This window comes from Caballeronia glebae (assembly GCF_001545035.1).
GTDB classification, from domain to species: Bacteria; Pseudomonadota; Gammaproteobacteria; order Burkholderiales; family Burkholderiaceae; genus Caballeronia; species Caballeronia glebae.
In genome coordinates, this window is record NZ_FCOJ02000011.1 from 135,985 (window position 1) to 151,568 (window position 15,584).

Consider the following 15,584-nt stretch of genomic DNA (forward strand, 5'->3'; position numbering starts at 1 on the left):
ATCCATTCATCGCTGACGCAACCATACGCGACACAGCGATACGAGCTTATCCACGTCGATGGGTTTGGATATGTAATCGTCCGCACCCGCTTCGAGACATTTCTGGCGATCGCTCGGCATCGCCTTCGCCGTCAGCGCGATGATCGGCAGGCGCGCATGCTCCGTGTGCCTGCGGATTTCCTGCATCGCGGTGAGGCCGTCCATCTCGGGCATCATGATGTCCATCAGCACGAGGTCGATGTCGCTGCGGCGCGCGAGCGCTTCGAGTGCTTCGCGCCCGTTGCGCGCGATTTCGAGCGTGGCGCCGAGCGGCTCGATCACGCGCGAAAGCGCGAAGATGTTGCGCACGTCGTCTTCGGCGAGCAGGATCGTGCGGCCCTCGAACACGTCGTCGCGCTGACGCGCCGCGCGCAGCATGCGCTGCTGCTCGGGCGGCAACGCGCTTTCCACGCTATGCAGGAAGAGCGTCACTTCATCGAGCAGGCGCTCCGGCGATTTCGCTCCCTTGATGATGATCGATTTCGAATAACGGCGCAGGCGCTGCTCTTCTTCCTGCGACAACATCCGGCCGGTATAGACGATGACCGGCGGCGACGCGTGCCCGCCGCTCTTCGACACGCGTTCGAGCAGTTCGTAACCGGAGCCGTCGGGCAGCGCGAGATCCATCACGACGCAATCGAACGGCGCGCGCTGCATCTCCTCGATGGCTTGCGCAATCGATCCCGCCTCGACGATGCCGACCGTATCGCTCGCGAGCAGCGCGTGAATGCTCTGGCGCAGCGCCGGATCGTCCTCGACCACGAGCACGCGGCGCGTGCCCTGCGCCGAACGCGCTTCGAGCTTGCGGATCGCGTGGGCCAGATCTTCGCGCGCGCTCGGCTTCAACGTGTAGCCGATCGCGCCGAGATGCAGCGCGACATCGGCGTGATCGGTAGCCGAGACGACGTGGATCGGGATATGGCGCGTGAGCGGATCGTGCTTGAGCCATTCGAGCACGGTGAGACCCGACTGATCCGGCAGGCCGATATCGAGCAGAATGCCGTTCGGCTGCAGCGAGCGCGCAAGTTCGACGCCTTGCGTGGCGCTCGCCGCGTGCACGCAGTCGAAGTCGAGTTCGTGCGCGAGGTCGTAGAGAATGTGCGCGAACGGCTGATCGTCCTCGATGACGAGAATCACGCGGTCCGGGCGCTTGCGATCGGCGCGATCATCGACGATGGCGGGCGGCTCCGGGCTGACGACGATAGGCTGAACCGGCGGCGGCTGTACAGGAGCGAAGGCGGGCGCGGCGGCAGGCTCCGGCTCTCGCATATGGCCGATCGTGTCGAGCTTCGCGGTGACGGTGCCTTCGCGCGCCGCGATTGGCAGCGTCACCGAAAACACGCTGCCCTGCCCCAGTTCGCTCGACACCGACACCGACCCGCCGAGCAAACGCGAGAACTCGCGCGAAATCGACAGCCCGAGCCCGCTGCCGCCATATTTGCGGCTCGTGGTGCCGTCCGCTTGCTGGAACGCCTGGAAGATCATGTCCTGCTTCTCGCGCGCGATGCCGATGCCCGTATCGCGCACATCGAAACGCAGCGCGTTGTCGCCCGCGCGCTCGACCGCGACCGTCACGCGGCCGCGCTCGGTAAACTTGAACGCGTTCGACAGCAGATTGCGCAGCACTTGCAGGAGCCGCTGACCGTCGGTTACGAAATACTGCGGCACGTTCTCGCCGTGCGCGGTGACGAATTCGACGCCCTTGCTACCGGCGACGGGCGCGAACGATTGCCGCAGCGTCTCCAGAATCGCATCGACGGCGGTGAGCGCGAACTGCACGTCCATCTGTCCGGCCTCGACCTTCGACAAATCGAGAATGTCGTTGATGAGCGAAAGCAGATCGCTGTTCGACGAATGAATGGTCGCGGCGTAGCGCACCTGTTCATCGCTCAGGTTGCCTTGCTTGTTGTCCTGCAAAAGCTTCGCGAGGATCAGCGAACTGTTGAGCGGCGTGCGCAGTTCGTGCGACATGTTCGCGAGGAACTCCGACTTGTACTGGCTCGCGCGCTCCATTTCGAGCGAGTTCGCGGTCAGTTCCTGCTGTGCCTGCATGAGCTCGGCCTTTTGCCGCTCCAGATGCTGCGTGTGCTCTTCGAGCTGCACATTGGTCTGTTCGAGTTCGGCCTGCTGCTGTTCGAGACGCGCCTGCGAATCCTGCAGCGCGCGTCCGCGTTCTTCGAGTTCCTCGTTCGACACGCGCAGCTCTTCCTGCTGCACCTGCAATTCCTCGCTCTGGCGCTGCGTTTGTTCGAGCAGTTCGATGAGACGCGCGCGGTATCGCGACGAACGCAGCGCCATGCCGATCGGCTCCGACGCCATGTCGAGCAGCGCGCGGGCATCGTCGAAACGGCCCTCGCCGCCGACGAAGCCGAGTTCGATCGCGCCCGCGACGTCGCCATCGGCATGAAGCGGCGCGATCAGCACGCGCGACGCCGCCGCCGACCCGAGCGCGGAACCGGCCTTCAGATAGTGCGCGGACGCGTCGCGCAATTCGAGCACGCGCCCCTCTTCAATCGCCTGTCCGACGAGCCCCTCGCCGCGCGCAATCCTCGCTGGCGCGCTGCCCTCGTCCGGCAGCGCCCATGCCGCCACGCGCACGAGCGCATCGCCGTCGAGCGCGTAGACGACGCCGACCTTCGCGTTGACGTACGGAATGATCGAACGCAGGATGCTGACGCCGATCGAAGCCGGCGACTGTTCGCCGCGTAATTTCACGCCGAGTTGCACGATGCCCTGTTGCAGCCAGGTCGTGCGTTGTACGGCGAGCCGCGATTTGATATACAGATGCGCCACCGCCGCGAGCACGAGCAGCACGACGACGCCCATCGCGCGGTTGATCTGCAGCACTTCGAGGTTCGCGTTCGGATCGGCGGCGGCGAGTGCGTATCCTGCGATCATCAGCGTGGACGACAAGGCCGCCGTGACGATCGGCACGGCGGGACGGTCGGCCCAGACGCAGAGCACGACGGGCAGCACGTAGAAGACCCAGATCGCGACGCGCACCGGCATGAACACGTCGATGCAGAACACGACGGCGAGCGCGAGCGCAATGGCGAGGTAGATCCAGGTGCTTGTGTTTCGAGTGGTTTGGGGCATCGTTCGCCGGTTGTGTTCATGTTTTGCGCGGGCCTCGCGCCTGCGGCAGGCAGCGACCTTAGCATGAGCCGCGAGCCCTTGTCACATCGGGCTTTGCAGCCTATCGGCAGAGATTTTTTCCGCGCGGCAGTTGTTACGAAAGACCGCCGCGCCAGTGTTTTCAACGAGGTAAGAATGACTGATTTTTCCGGCTCTCGCGTGCTCGTCACGGGCGCTTCGGGGTTCGTCGGGTCCGCCGTCGCGCGGCTCGCCATCGAACGCGGTTTCGAGGTGCGCGCGCTCGTGCGCAAGACCAGCCCGCGCAAGAACGTCGAATCGCTGAACGCGGAGATCGTCGTCGGCGACATGCGCGAGGAAGCGTCGATGCGCGCCGCGCTCAAGGGCGTGCGATTCCTGTTCCACGTCGCCGCCGACTATCGCATCTGGGCGCCGGACCCGCGCGAGATCGAGCGCGCTAACCTCGAAGGCACCGAAGCGACGATGCGCGCGGCGCTGGCCGAGGGCGTTGAACGCATTGTTTATACCAGCAGCGTCGCGACGCTGAAGGTGACGAGTTCGGGCGCGATCGTCGACGAGACGAAGCCGTCGGACCCGGCGAGCACCATCGGCGCGTACAAGCGCAGCAAGGTGCTCGCCGAACGCGTGGTCGAGCGCATGGTCGCGCAAAACGCGCTGCCCGCGGTGATCGTGAATCCGTCCACGCCGATCGGCCCGCGCGACGTGCGCCCGACACCGACCGGGCGCATCATCGTCGAAGCGGCGACGGGCAAGATTCCCGCGTTCGTCGACACGGGCCTCAATCTCGTACATGTCGACGACGTCGCGAACGGGCACTTGCTCGCGCTCGAACGCGGCAAAATCGGCGAGCGGTATATCCTCGGCGGCGAGAACCTGCCCTTGCAGCAAATGCTGGCGGACATCGCCGGATTCGTCGGGCGCAAGCCGCCGACCATCAAACTGCCGCGCGGGCCGCTTTATCCGCTCGCGGTCGGCGCGGAACTGTTCGCGAAGATGAGCGGGAAGGAGCCGTTCGTGACCGTCGACGCGCTGCGCATGTCGAAGAACAAGATGTATTTCACGTCGGCGAAGGCCGAGCGCGAGCTGGGCTACGGCGCGCGGCCGTATCGGGAAGGGCTGAAGGACGCGCTGGACTGGTTCAAGGCGAACGGTTATCTCGCTGGATGAAGCGCGAAATCATTCCGTGAAACGTTCCGGCCACCGGAAAGCGCGAGCGGCATAGCAACTCTTGTATAAGACTCGAAAAACGTTAAGTCGTTGATATATCGATAAAAACGCCCGTTTTGGCCATTTTCGCAAGCCGAAATTCACACGCGTGCCCCGCAAAATCAGGCAGAATAGCGGTTTGTTGCCGGAGGGGTGAAGAGGCCGGCGGTTTTTTCCAACCTGTTTTCGGATGTCGAGACAAGCGATGAGTAATCAGCAACCCACCATCATCTACACCCTGACCGACGAAGCCCCGCTGCTCGCAACCAGCGCCTTTCTGCCGATCATCCGTGCCTTCACCGCGCCGGCGGGCGTCAACGTCGAGACGAGCGACATCTCCGTCGCCGCCCGCATCCTCGGCGAATTCCCCGAATTCCTGACCGACGCGCAAAAGGTCCCTGACAACCTCGCGAAGCTCGGCGAACTCACGCAGCACGCCGACACCAACATCATCAAGCTGCCGAACATCAGCGCGTCGTTGCATCAACTGACCAGCGCGATCAAGGAGCTTCAGTCGAAAGGCTACAAGCTGCCCGACTACCCCGAAGAGCCGAAGAACGACGAAGAGCAGGCCATCCGCGCGCGCTATGGCAAGTGCCTCGGCTCGGCGGTGAACCCGGTTCTGCGCGAAGGCAACTCGGACCGCCGCGCGCCGCTCGCCGTGAAGAACTACGCGAAGAAGCATCCGCACAGCATGGGCCAGTGGAGCATGGCTTCGCGCACTCACGTTGCGCACATGAAGCACGGCGACTTCTATCACGGCGAAAAGTCCGTCACGAACGACAAAGCTCGCGAAGTACGCATGGAACTCGTCACGAAGCGCGGCGAGACCATCGTGCTGAAGCCGAAGGTCAAGCTGCAGGACGGCGAGATCGTCGACAGCATGTTCATGAGCAAGAAGGCGCTGGTCGAGTTCTACGAGGAGCAGATGCAGGACGCGTTCGACACCGGCGTCATGCTGTCGCTGCACGTCAAGGCGACCATGATGAAGGTCTCGCACCCGATCGTCTTCGGCCACGCCGTGAAGGTGTTCTATAAAGATGCGTTCGCGAAGCACGCGAAGCTCTTCGAAGAACTCGGCATCAACGTGAACAACGGTCTCATCGATCTCTACACGAAGATCGAGGCGCTGCCGGAATCGCAGCGCGACGAAGTCATCCGCGACATGCACGCATGCCACGAGAAGCGCCCGGCGCTCGCCATGGTCGATTCGGCCAAGGGCATCTCGAACCTGCACGCGCCGAACGACGTGATCGTCGACGCTTCCATGCCCGCGATGATCCGCGCCGGCGGCAAGATGTGGGGCGCCGACGGCCGTCCGCAAGACACGAAGTGCCTGATTCCGGAAAGCACGTTCGCGCGCATCTATCAGGAAATCCTCAACTTCTGCAAGACCAACGGCGCGTTCGATCCGAAGACCATGGGCACGGTGCCGAACGTCGGCCTGATGGCGCAGAAGGCCGAAGAGTACGGCTCGCACGACAAGACCTTCGAGATCGCGGAAGACGGCACGGCGCGCATCGTCGACAACGCGACCAACGAAGTCATCGAAGGGCTCACGCAGGAAGTCGAGAAGGGCGATATCTGGCGCATGTGCCTGGTTAAGGACGCGCCGATCCGCGACTGGGTGAAGCTCGCCGTCACGCGCGTGAAGAACTCGGGCACGCCGGCCGTGTTCTGGCTCGACCCGTATCGTCCGCACGAAGCCGAACTCATCAAGAAGGTCGAGACCTACCTGAAGGATTACGACACGAAGGGCCTCGAAATCCACATCATGTCGCAAGTGCGCGCAATGCGTTACACGCTCGAACGCGTGATTCGCGGCATGGACACGATTTCGGTCACGGGCAACATCCTGCGCGATTACCTCACCGACCTGTTCCCGATCATGGAACTGGGCACGAGCGCGAAGATGCTCTCGATCGTTCCGCTGATGGCCGGCGGCGGCCTGTACGAAACCGGCGCGGGCGGCTCGGCGCCGAAGCACGTGCAGCAGCTCGTGCAGGAAAACCATCTGCGCTGGGACTCGCTCGGCGAATTCCTCGCGTTGGCGGTGTCGCTGGAAGAGCTCGGCATCAAGAACAACAACGCGCGTGCGAAGCTCGTCGCGAAGGCGCTCGATTCGGCCACCGGCAAGCTGCTCGACAACAACAAGAGCCCGTCGCCGAAAACCGGCCAGCTCGACAATCGCGGCAGCCAGTTCTATCTGGCGATGTACTGGGCGCAGGAACTCGCGTCGCAGTCGGAAGACCGCGCACTCGCCGAGCAGTTCGCGCCGCTCGCGAAAACGCTGGCCGAGAACGAGCAGAAGATCGTCGACGAACTCGCTGCCGTGCAGGGCAATGCGGCGGATATCGGCGGCTACTACATGCCGGACGAGAAGAAGCTCGAAGCGGTGATGCGTCCGAGCAAGACGCTCAACGCGGCGTTCGAACAAGTGCGCGCGAAGTAAAAATCGCCGGGGCGCGTCATGCGCCGCGCTGAACCGGCATCTCTTCGGAGATGCCGGTTTTCTTTGTACGTGACGAAATCCGTCGTGCAAACCGCACGTTCGGTGCAATTGGTTACAACCTCTGCCGGGCTCGCCAAATTCGAGCGGGTAGAATCGTTGCCTCGCCGTCCGCCAGCCTGACACAGACACACTCGCATGAATCTACAAGACCAGCTCGGCGCGCTGGAGTCGAGCCTCGACACGCTCCTTCAGACCGCTACCGCATCTGCCCGCTCAGCGGCCGGATCGTCCGATGAATCGACCGACGCATCGACCGAAGTCGTTTCGTCGCCCGATCGCGTTTCGCCGGACGAACCGCCCGCTTTGGGCGACGCTCCGCAATCCGATGATTCCGCCGCGCCCGCCGAACCGCCCGGCCTGAACGAGCCGCCGACGCTCGTCGTATCGCGCCCGGAGCGCGACGCCGTCGAAATGACGATTGCCGGCAAGACGGTGAAGCTGAGCCCGGAAGGTGTATCGGAATTGATCGAGGAATTGTCGAACGTGCGCGCGTCGATGTCGGTGGATCAGCCGGCGGGCATCGCACCGGGATGGCGCTTCGCCGCCACCAAAAATCCAGTCATGGCGACGCAGAAACACGCGAACGGCGACCGCTTGCTGTTGATGCGTCACGCCGGGCACGGCTGGGTGCCGTTCACGTTTTCGCCGAACATGGTCATCGAGTTGTATGCCATGTTGACGAAGAAGTAAGCGCGAAGCGCGCTTACGAACCTTCCTGGGTCGGCGCCTGCACGCGCGCCTTCCATTGCCCGCCCTTCCCGCTCCAGTAACGCACGGCCGAGCCGATTGTCGCGCTCACGTAGAACAACGCGACGAGCGGCAGGAGCGGCGCCCAGAAAAGCGATCGCCGGTAGTAACGCAGCATCGGACCATAGGCGATGCACATGAGCGCCCACGCGGCGCATGCGGGCCACGCGCGAGCGCCGTACGCCAGCGCGAGCACCGGCGGCGCGAGATAGATCACCGCCATGCCGAGCAACGTGCCAGCGAGCAGCAGCGGCGAATAGCGCAACTGCGTGAACGCCGTGCGCGCGATCATGTTCCAGACATCGCGCCAGCTATCGTACGGACGCAGCGATTCGCTGCGCTCGGCGAGATCGAGGCGGATCGGGCGCGCATCGTGGCGGCCCGCGCGATGCTTGATGCGCGCGGCGAGACTGCAATCGTCGATCAGTTCCTGCCGGATCGATTCGATCCCGCCCGCCTCCACGAGTGCCGAACGGCGCACGAGCATGCAGCCGCCCGCCGCGCCGGCGGTCGGCTTCTTCACGTCGTTGACCCACGCGAACGGATACAGCTTCGCGAAGAAAAACACGAACGCGGGAATCAGCGCCTTTTCCCACAGGGAATCGCAGCGCAGCCGGACCATCAGCGAGACCAGATCGCGGTCCTCGAGAATCGTGCGCGCGACGAGTTGCGTCGCGGCCTCGGCGGGATGATAGATGTCCGCGTCCGTGAGCAGCAGGAACTCCGCGGGCAGGCCGAGCTTGTCGATCGCCGCGATGCCCTGCGACTGCGCCCACACCTTGCCCGACCAGCCGGGCGGCAGCGGCTGCGCGGTCAGGACCGTCAGGCGGTCGTCGAGGCCGAGATCGCGGGCGGCGGCGAGCGCGGCATCGGCGGTGCCATCGGTGCTGTGGTCATCGACGACGATCACGTGGAACGCGCCCGCATAGTCCTGCTTGAGCAGCGAGCCCACCGCGCGCCCGATCACGTCGGCCTCGTTGCGCGCGGGCACCACGGCCACGAGCGCGGGCCATGCGCCGTGGCGCGCGATCTCCGCATTGCCGACGGCGTGGACCGTCGTGCCGGAAAGCGCGGACGCGGGTTGCGCGCGCCAGAATCCGCCACGGGCGAACAGCAGCACGATCCAGATCAAAAATGACAACCAGGCGATCAGTAGCATGAATAAACGATTAGCTCGGAAACAGTGGCACGGCCGATGGCGCGGTCGCCGCGGCGTTGCGCGAAAAACACACAATTGGAACAGCGCCGCGAGTCAGGCCGCAAGCCTGCGCGGCAAAGGGGCGCGGCGCAAATCTCGCGGCGATGCGCTGCGGGGCGTCCGACAGTTTACTGGGTTATGAAAATCGTCGTATTCGCGTGCATCGCCCGTGCCGCGCAGTAAGCGGCCAATGAGCACCCAAAAAGGGAACGCGTTAGAATACGCGGTCAACTTCGGCGCGCAGACCGATCCCACCGTGTCTTTTTTTCCGGTCCGCTTTCCCCGGCCATCGGGAAAGCGTGAGCTTCGCGCCGGCTAACCCGAGACCCGCGCCAGTCGGAGTTCGTTCGAATATGCGTATCATCCTTGCTCAACCCCGCGGCTTTTGTGCGGGCGTGGTCCGTGCGATCGAAATCGTCGATCGGGCCCTGGAACGGCATGGCGCACCGGTTTATGTGCGTCACGAGATCGTTCATAACCGCCATGTGGTGGACAACCTGCGTAGCAAGGGCGCGCGTTTCGTCGAAGAACTCGATGAAGTTCCGCACGGCGCGGTCGCGATTTTCAGCGCGCACGGCGTCGCGCGGAGCGTCGAGAAAGACGCGAAAACGCGTGGGCTCGACGTGCTGGACGCCACTTGTCCGCTCGTCACGAAGGTTCACGTGCAGGGCCGTCAATATGTATCGCAGGGACGCACGCTCATTCTGATCGGCCATGCGGGTCATCCGGAAGTCGAAGGCACCATCGGGCAGATTCCCGGCGTCGTCGTGCTGGTGCAAAGCGAAGCCGAGGTCGAGAAGATGACGCTCGCGCCCGACATGCCCGTCGCTTACGTCACGCAGACCACGCTTTCGGTCGACGACACGCGCGGCATCATCGACGCGTTGCAGCGCCGCTTCAGCGATATCGTCGGCCCGGACACGCGCGACATCTGCTATGCGACGCAAAACCGGCAGGCCGCCGTGCGCGAGCTGTCGGATCGGGTGGAGGTGCTGCTCGTGGTCGGCGCCACCAACAGTTCCAATTCGAACCGCCTGCGGGAGATCGGCGCCGAGAGCGGCGTTCCGAGCTACCTCGTCGCGGACGGTTCGGAGATCAGGCCGGAATGGTTTGCCAATGTGCAAACGGTCGGCATTACGGCGGGGGCTTCGGCGCCCGAGGAAATGGTCAAACATGTGATCGATGCCCTGCGCACGTTCGGACACGTCGAAGTCACGACGATGAACGGCCGCGAGGAAAAGGTCGAATTCAAACTCCCCGCGAAGCTCATTCAGCCGGTCGCCGCCGTTGCGGCAACCGCGGTTCGCGAAGAATAAGCAGAGGACACAATTGTCTATCCCAATGCTCCAGAAGGCCCGCGTTGGCGCCTACATCTTCAAGCAGCACCTGAGCCGCAACAAGCGTTATCCGCTCGCGCTGATGCTGGAACCGCTGTTCCGCTGCAATCTCGCCTGTAACGGCTGCGGCAAGATCGACTATCCGGACCCGATCCTGAACCAGCGCCTGTCGCTGGAAGAGTGTCTCGGCGCAGTCGACGAGTGCGGCGCGCCGGTCGTGTCTATCGCGGGCGGCGAGCCGTTGCTGCACAAGGAAATGCCGCAGATCGTGAAGGGCATCATGGCGCGCAAGAAGTTCGTGTATCTCTGCACGAACGCGCTTCTGATGGAAAAGAAGATGGACGATTACGAGCCGAGCCCGTACTTCGTCTGGTCGGTTCACCTCGACGGCGACCGCGAGGCGCACGATCACTCGGTCTCGCAGCCGGGCACTTACGACAAGGCTGTCGCCGCCATCAGGGAAGCGAAGCGCCGCGGCTTTCGCGTGAACATCAACTGCACGCTGTTCAACGACGCCGAACCCGAGCGCGTCGCAAGGTTCTTCGACACGCTCGGCCCGATCGGCGTCGATGGCATCACGGTCTCGCCGGGCTATGCCTACGAACGCGCGCCGGATCAGCAGCACTTCCTGAACCGCGAAAAGACCAAGAATCTGTTCCGTGAAATCTTCAAGCGCGGCAACAACGGCAAGAACTGGGCGTTCAGCCAGTCCACGTTGTTCCTCGACTTCCTCGCGGGCAACCAGACGTATCAATGCACGCCTTGGGGCAACCCGGCGCGCACGGTGTTCGGCTGGCAGAAGCCGTGCTATCTGGTCGGCGAAGGTTACGTGAAGACCTTCAAGGAACTGATGGAAACCACCGACTGGGACAAGTACGGCACGGGCAAGTACGAGAAGTGCGCGGACTGCATGGTCCACTGCGGCTTCGAGGCGACCGCCGTGATGGACACGGTGGCGCATCCGCTGAAGGCCGCGAAGATCGCTCTGTCGGGTCCGCGCACGACGGGCGCGTTCGCCAAGGATCTGCCGATCGACACGCAGCGTCCGGCCGAGTACGTGTTCTCGCGACATGTGGAGATCAAGCTGGAAGAGATCGGGCGGGCGCAGAAGAACAAGGGCGCGAAAACGGCGGCAGTGGTGAATTGAGTCGCGTTTTCTGCCGGTAGAAATGCGAAGGGCGAACGGCTTCAGGTCGTTCGCCCTTTTTCTATCTGCCGAGGCACAAAAAAACGCGACGGCTCTCACCGCCGCGTCGTTGTCACCCGCCACTACACAATTTCAACTCAGCAGCACTTCCCCGCTCCCGACCCATACCTCGCCTCCTGCCGCTCGCGGAAAAACTCCGCGTAGGTCATGACCGGCTTGTCGGGATGCGTCGTCTGCATGTGCGTGACATACGCGTCGTAATCAGGCATCCCGACCATCAGGCGCATTGCCTGGCCGAGATACCGCCCTGCCTGCCGAAGATCGCTGAACATTGCTTGCTCCTTTCCCGGCCGACGCTCAATGGCCCGAACGCACGGCCGCGCTCGAACCCGCCGGCATCGCTTCGAACGGCGTCTCGCGCACCGTCGGCTTCGATTCGCGACGCGCGCGCAGCACCGCCAGCACGCCATACACCGCGATACTCACCACCACGAAGATGAACAGGCCGGAAAGCGCCGCATCGACGTAATCGTTGAAGATGATGCGCTGCATCTCCGCGAGCGACTTGGCCGGCGCCATCACCTTGCCCGCGTCGTAGGCGTCCTTCAGCTTGCCCGCGTGCGCGAGAAAACCGACTTTCGGATTCGCGTCGAAGATCTTTTGCCAGCCGGCCGTCAACGTGCAGATGAGCAGCCAGATGGTCGGCACGAGCGTGACCCACGCGTAGCGCTCGCGCTTCATCTTGAACAGCACGACCGTGCCGAGCATCAGCGCGATGCCCGCGAGCATCTGATTCGAGATGCCGAAGAGCGGCCACAGCGTGTTGATGCCGCCGAACGGATCGACCACGCCCTGATACAGGAAGTAGCCCCATGCGGCGACGCACAGCCCCGTCGCGATGAGGTTGGCCGGCAGCGATTCCGTGCGACGCAGTGCCGGATGGAACGTGCCGAGCAAGTCCTGCAGCATGAAGCGGCCGGCGCGCGTGCCCGCGTCGACGGCGGTCAGGATGAAGAGCGCCTCGAACAGAATGGCGAAGTGATACCAGAACGCCATCATCGCCGGGCCGCCGATTACCTGATGAAGAATGTGCGCCATGCCGACCGCGAGCGTCGGCGCGCCGCCGGCACGCGCGATGATGGTCGTCTCGCCGACCGCCTTCGCCGTCGACGTCAACATGTCGGGCGTCAGCACGAAGCCCCAGCCCGTGACGGTCTGCGCGACCGCTTCGGGCGTCGAGCCGAGCAGCGCGGCCGGGCTGTTCATCGCGAAGTACACGCCCGGCTCGATCACGCAGGCGGCGACGAGCGCCATCATCGCGACGAACGATTCCATCAGCATCGCGCCGTAGCCGATGAAGCGCATGTTGACTTCGTTGTCGATCATCTTGGGCGTCGTGCCCGACGAGATCAGCGCGTGAAAGCCCGACACCGCGCCGCACGCGATCGTGATGAACAGGAACGGGAACAGATTGCCCGACCACACCGGCCCGCTGCCATCGACGAACTTCGTGAAGGCCGGCATCTTGAGCTCCGGCGCGACGATCAGAATGCCGATCGCGAGGCCCAGAATCGTGCCGATCTTGAGGAACGTCGACAGATAATCGCGCGGCGCGAGCAGCAGCCACACCGGCAGCACTGACGCCACGAAGCCGTAGCCGATCAGAATCCACACGAGCTGCACGCCAGTGAACGTGAAGAACGGCGCGAGCGTCGCCGATTGCGCGACCTGTCCGCCGTACACGATCGCGAGCATCAGGCCGACGAAGCCGATGATCGACACCTCGCCGATGCGCCCCGGACGAATGTAGCGCGTATAGACGCCCATGAAGAGCGCGATCGGAATCGTCGCCGCCACCGTGAACGTGCCCCACGGCGAATTGGTGAGCGCCTTCACGACGATCAGCGCGAGCACCGCGAGAATGATCACCATGATGAGGAACGCGCCGAACAGCGCGATTACGCCGGGCACGGTGCCGAGTTCCATCTTGATGAGATCGCCGAGCGAGCGGCCGTCGCGACGCGTCGAGATGAACAGGATGACGAAGTCCTGCACCGCGCCCGCGAACACGACGCCGCCGAGAATCCACAGCATGCCGGGCGTGTAGCCCATCTGCGCCGCCAGCACGGGGCCGACGAGCGGACCCGCGCCCGCGATCGCCGCGAAGTGATGGCCGAACAGCACGTACTTGTTGGTCGGCACGTAGTCGAGGCCATCGTTATGACGAACGGCCGGCGTCATGCGCAGGCCGTCGAGCTGCAGCACCTTCGACGCGATGAAGCGCGAATAGAACCGGTAAGCGATGAGATAGACGCAGACCGCCGCGATGACGATCCAGAGTGCGCTGATACGCTCGCCGTGCGCGAGCGCTATGGTGCCGAATGCGAACGCGCCCAAGAGCGCGAGCGCGATCCAGCCCAGGAATCCGGAAGCCCGATTCATGGCGTCTCCTTAGTTATTGACCCTGTGGGCCGATGATTGCGCCGTGATAGCGCATTGGGCGGTAGTATTCGCTTTCGCCCGGGCGCTTACAAGCGCATAACTACGTATGCGCGCTACGTGGCTTCACGTAGCGGAAAACCCCAAGGTCCGTTCGCATACGAAATCGCCATGCGAACGGCCGAGTCAGATCAAGCAACACCAAGCAACACACGCCGCCGCCATGCGCCGCAATTCGGGCGTTCCCGAAGGCTTGCCCCGCAGTGGGCGACGCATGGCCGTTTTGTATGTGAACAGATTTCAATGAATCTCAAGGCAAAGATCTTCCTGCTCGCGATCGTGCCGTTCGCGCTCGCGATCGGCGGGATCACCTACGGCGTTCGTCAACAGGCGCAATCGCTCGCGCAGGCGCAGCACGACACGACGCAGGCCGCGTATGTGTCGAGCAAGGAAATCGAACTGCGGCATTACGTCGAGATCGCGAAGAGCGCGATCGCGCCATACTACGACGCGCCCGCCAACGATCCGCGCAGCGACGAAGAACGCCGACGCCTCGCGCTCGACGCGCTCCAGCGGCTCGACTTCGGGCAGGACGGTTACTTTTTCGTTTACACGATGCACGGCACGTCGCTCATGCATCCACGCCAGCCCGATCTCGTCGGACGCGATCTCTGGCTGATGCGCGATCCGAACGGCGCGCTGACCATTCAGGAGCTGATCCAGCAGGCATCCAAAGGCGGCGGCTACGTGCGCTACGTTTGGCGGCGGCCATCGACCGGCCTGCTCGCGCCGAAGCTCGGCTATGTCGTGCCGCTCGAACGCTGGGGCTGGATGATGGGCACGGGCATCTATCTGGAGGATGTCGAGACGACGCTCGCGCGCATCGATTCGCAGGCGGCCGTGAACATCCGGCGCACGCTCATGTGGATCGGGCTGATCGCGTTCGCCGCGCTCGCGATCATCGCGGCGTGCGGCGCGGTGCTCAATATCAGCGAGCATCGCAGCGCCGACGCGAAGCTGAAGCGCCTCGCGCGGCAAGTGGTGGATTCACAGGAACAGGAACGCGCGCGGCTGTCGCGCGAATTGCACGACGGAATCAGCCAGATGCTCGTCTCGGTGAAGCTGCTGCTCGAATCGGCGCTCGCGCGTTTCGAACGCGGCGCGGCGCGCGAGCCGACCGCCGAGGCCGCGCTCGCGACGAGTCTCGGACGTCTTTCCGGCACGCTGCGCGAAGTGCGCCGCATCTCGCACGCGCTGCGTCCCGCGATGCTCGACGATCTCGGTCTCGCCGCCGCGCTCGAACAACTCGCGCGCGAGTTCGACGGACAGAACGGCACCGAAGTGCGCTTCGAATCGACGCACGACGGCAAGCCTTGTGCGCCGCAGCGCGCGACGCTGCCCGATCCCGTCAACACGGTGCTCTTTCGCATCGCGCAGGAAGCGCTGACCAACATCGCGCGGCATGCGCAGGCGTCGCGCGCGGCGCTCACGCTCGATATCGCGACGCACGCCGTCACGCTCGACATCACCGACAATGGCCGCGGCTTCGACGCGCACGACGCATTCTCCGATCCGGCGAGCGGCGTCGGCCTGCGCAACATGCGCGAGCGGCTCGACGCGCTCGGCGGCATGCTCGCGATCAGTTCGCAGCCGGGCCGCACGTCGATCGCGGCGAGCGTGCCGCTGCCGCTCGCCGCGCCGAATCTACAAGGACACACCGATGAGCGCTGAAACCGCCCGCATCATTCTCGTCGACGATCACCCGCTCGTGCGCGACGGCTTGCGCGCGCGCCTCGACTCCGTACCGCATCTCAGCGTGATCGGCGAGGCCGGCAGCGCAAAGGA

General features: G+C 64.1%; 10 protein-coding genes and 1 pseudogene. 7 read left to right on the forward strand and 4 right to left on the reverse strand.

Features of this window, described 5'->3' with window-relative positions; genetic code table 11:
* Positions 1 to 6: 6 nt before the first annotated feature.
* On the reverse strand, positions 7 to 3,135 hold the full coding sequence (locus AWB82_RS10485) for a response regulator (RefSeq protein WP_086967058.1): 3,129 nt from the start codon (positions 3,133 to 3,135) through the stop codon (positions 7 to 9).
* 174 nt (positions 3,136 to 3,309) lie between these two features.
* Between AWB82_RS10485 and hpnA the strand changes: the two genes are divergently transcribed.
* From hpnA to AWB82_RS10500, 3 genes are all read left to right on the forward strand, one after another.
* Positions 3,310 to 4,320, forward strand: a complete 1,011-nt coding sequence (hpnA, locus tag AWB82_RS10490; protein WP_086967059.1) for a hopanoid-associated sugar epimerase — start codon at positions 3,310 to 3,312, stop codon at positions 4,318 to 4,320.
* Positions 4,321 to 4,564: 244 nt separating this feature from the next.
* The gene (locus AWB82_RS10495) at positions 4,565 to 6,811 is read left to right on the forward strand and encodes an NADP-dependent isocitrate dehydrogenase (RefSeq protein WP_086967060.1); all 2,247 of its coding nucleotides are present in this window, start codon (positions 4,565 to 4,567) and stop codon (positions 6,809 to 6,811) included.
* Positions 6,812 to 7,006: 195 nt separating this feature from the next.
* Entirely contained in the window at positions 7,007 to 7,561 is a 555-nt protein-coding gene (locus tag AWB82_RS10500; protein ID WP_086967061.1) for a hypothetical protein, read from the forward strand.
* 13 nt (positions 7,562 to 7,574) lie between these two features.
* Here the strand turns inward: AWB82_RS10500 and AWB82_RS10505 are convergent, their stop codons facing one another.
* Entirely contained in the window at positions 7,575 to 8,777 is a 1,203-nt protein-coding gene (locus tag AWB82_RS10505; protein ID WP_086967062.1) for a glycosyltransferase, read from the reverse strand.
* Between the two features lie 392 nt (positions 8,778 to 9,169).
* On the opposite strand from AWB82_RS10505, the gene ispH reads away from it, so the two are divergent.
* Entirely contained in the window at positions 9,170 to 10,132 is a 963-nt protein-coding gene (gene ispH, locus AWB82_RS10510) for a 4-hydroxy-3-methylbut-2-enyl diphosphate reductase (RefSeq protein ID WP_086967063.1), read from the forward strand.
* A 13-nt stretch (positions 10,133 to 10,145) separates the two neighbouring features.
* The gene (gene hpnH / locus AWB82_RS10515; protein ID WP_086967064.1) at positions 10,146 to 11,300 is read left to right on the forward strand and encodes an adenosyl-hopene transferase HpnH; all 1,155 of its coding nucleotides are present in this window, start codon (positions 10,146 to 10,148) and stop codon (positions 11,298 to 11,300) included.
* A gap of 137 nt (positions 11,301 to 11,437) precedes the next feature.
* Here the strand turns inward: hpnH and AWB82_RS10520 are convergent, their stop codons facing one another.
* Both AWB82_RS10520 and AWB82_RS10525 read right to left on the reverse strand, forming a co-directional pair.
* Positions 11,438 to 11,632, reverse strand: coding sequence for a YbdD/YjiX family protein (locus AWB82_RS10520; protein ID WP_086967065.1), 195 nt, complete (start codon positions 11,630 to 11,632; stop codon positions 11,438 to 11,440).
* A 25-nt stretch (positions 11,633 to 11,657) separates the two neighbouring features.
* The gene (locus AWB82_RS10525) at positions 11,658 to 13,742 is read right to left on the reverse strand and encodes a carbon starvation CstA family protein (protein WP_086967066.1); all 2,085 of its coding nucleotides are present in this window, start codon (positions 13,740 to 13,742) and stop codon (positions 11,658 to 11,660) included.
* Positions 13,743 to 14,042: 300 nt separating this feature from the next.
* On the opposite strand from AWB82_RS10525, the gene AWB82_RS10530 reads away from it, so the two are divergent.
* Entirely contained in the window at positions 14,043 to 15,470 is a 1,428-nt protein-coding gene (locus AWB82_RS10530; protein ID WP_086967067.1) for a cache domain-containing protein, read from the forward strand.
* Positions 15,460 to 15,584 (forward strand): annotated as a pseudogene (locus AWB82_RS10535) (DNA-binding response regulator); the annotation flags it as partial. The gene AWB82_RS10530 and the pseudogene AWB82_RS10535, both read left to right, overlap by 11 nt.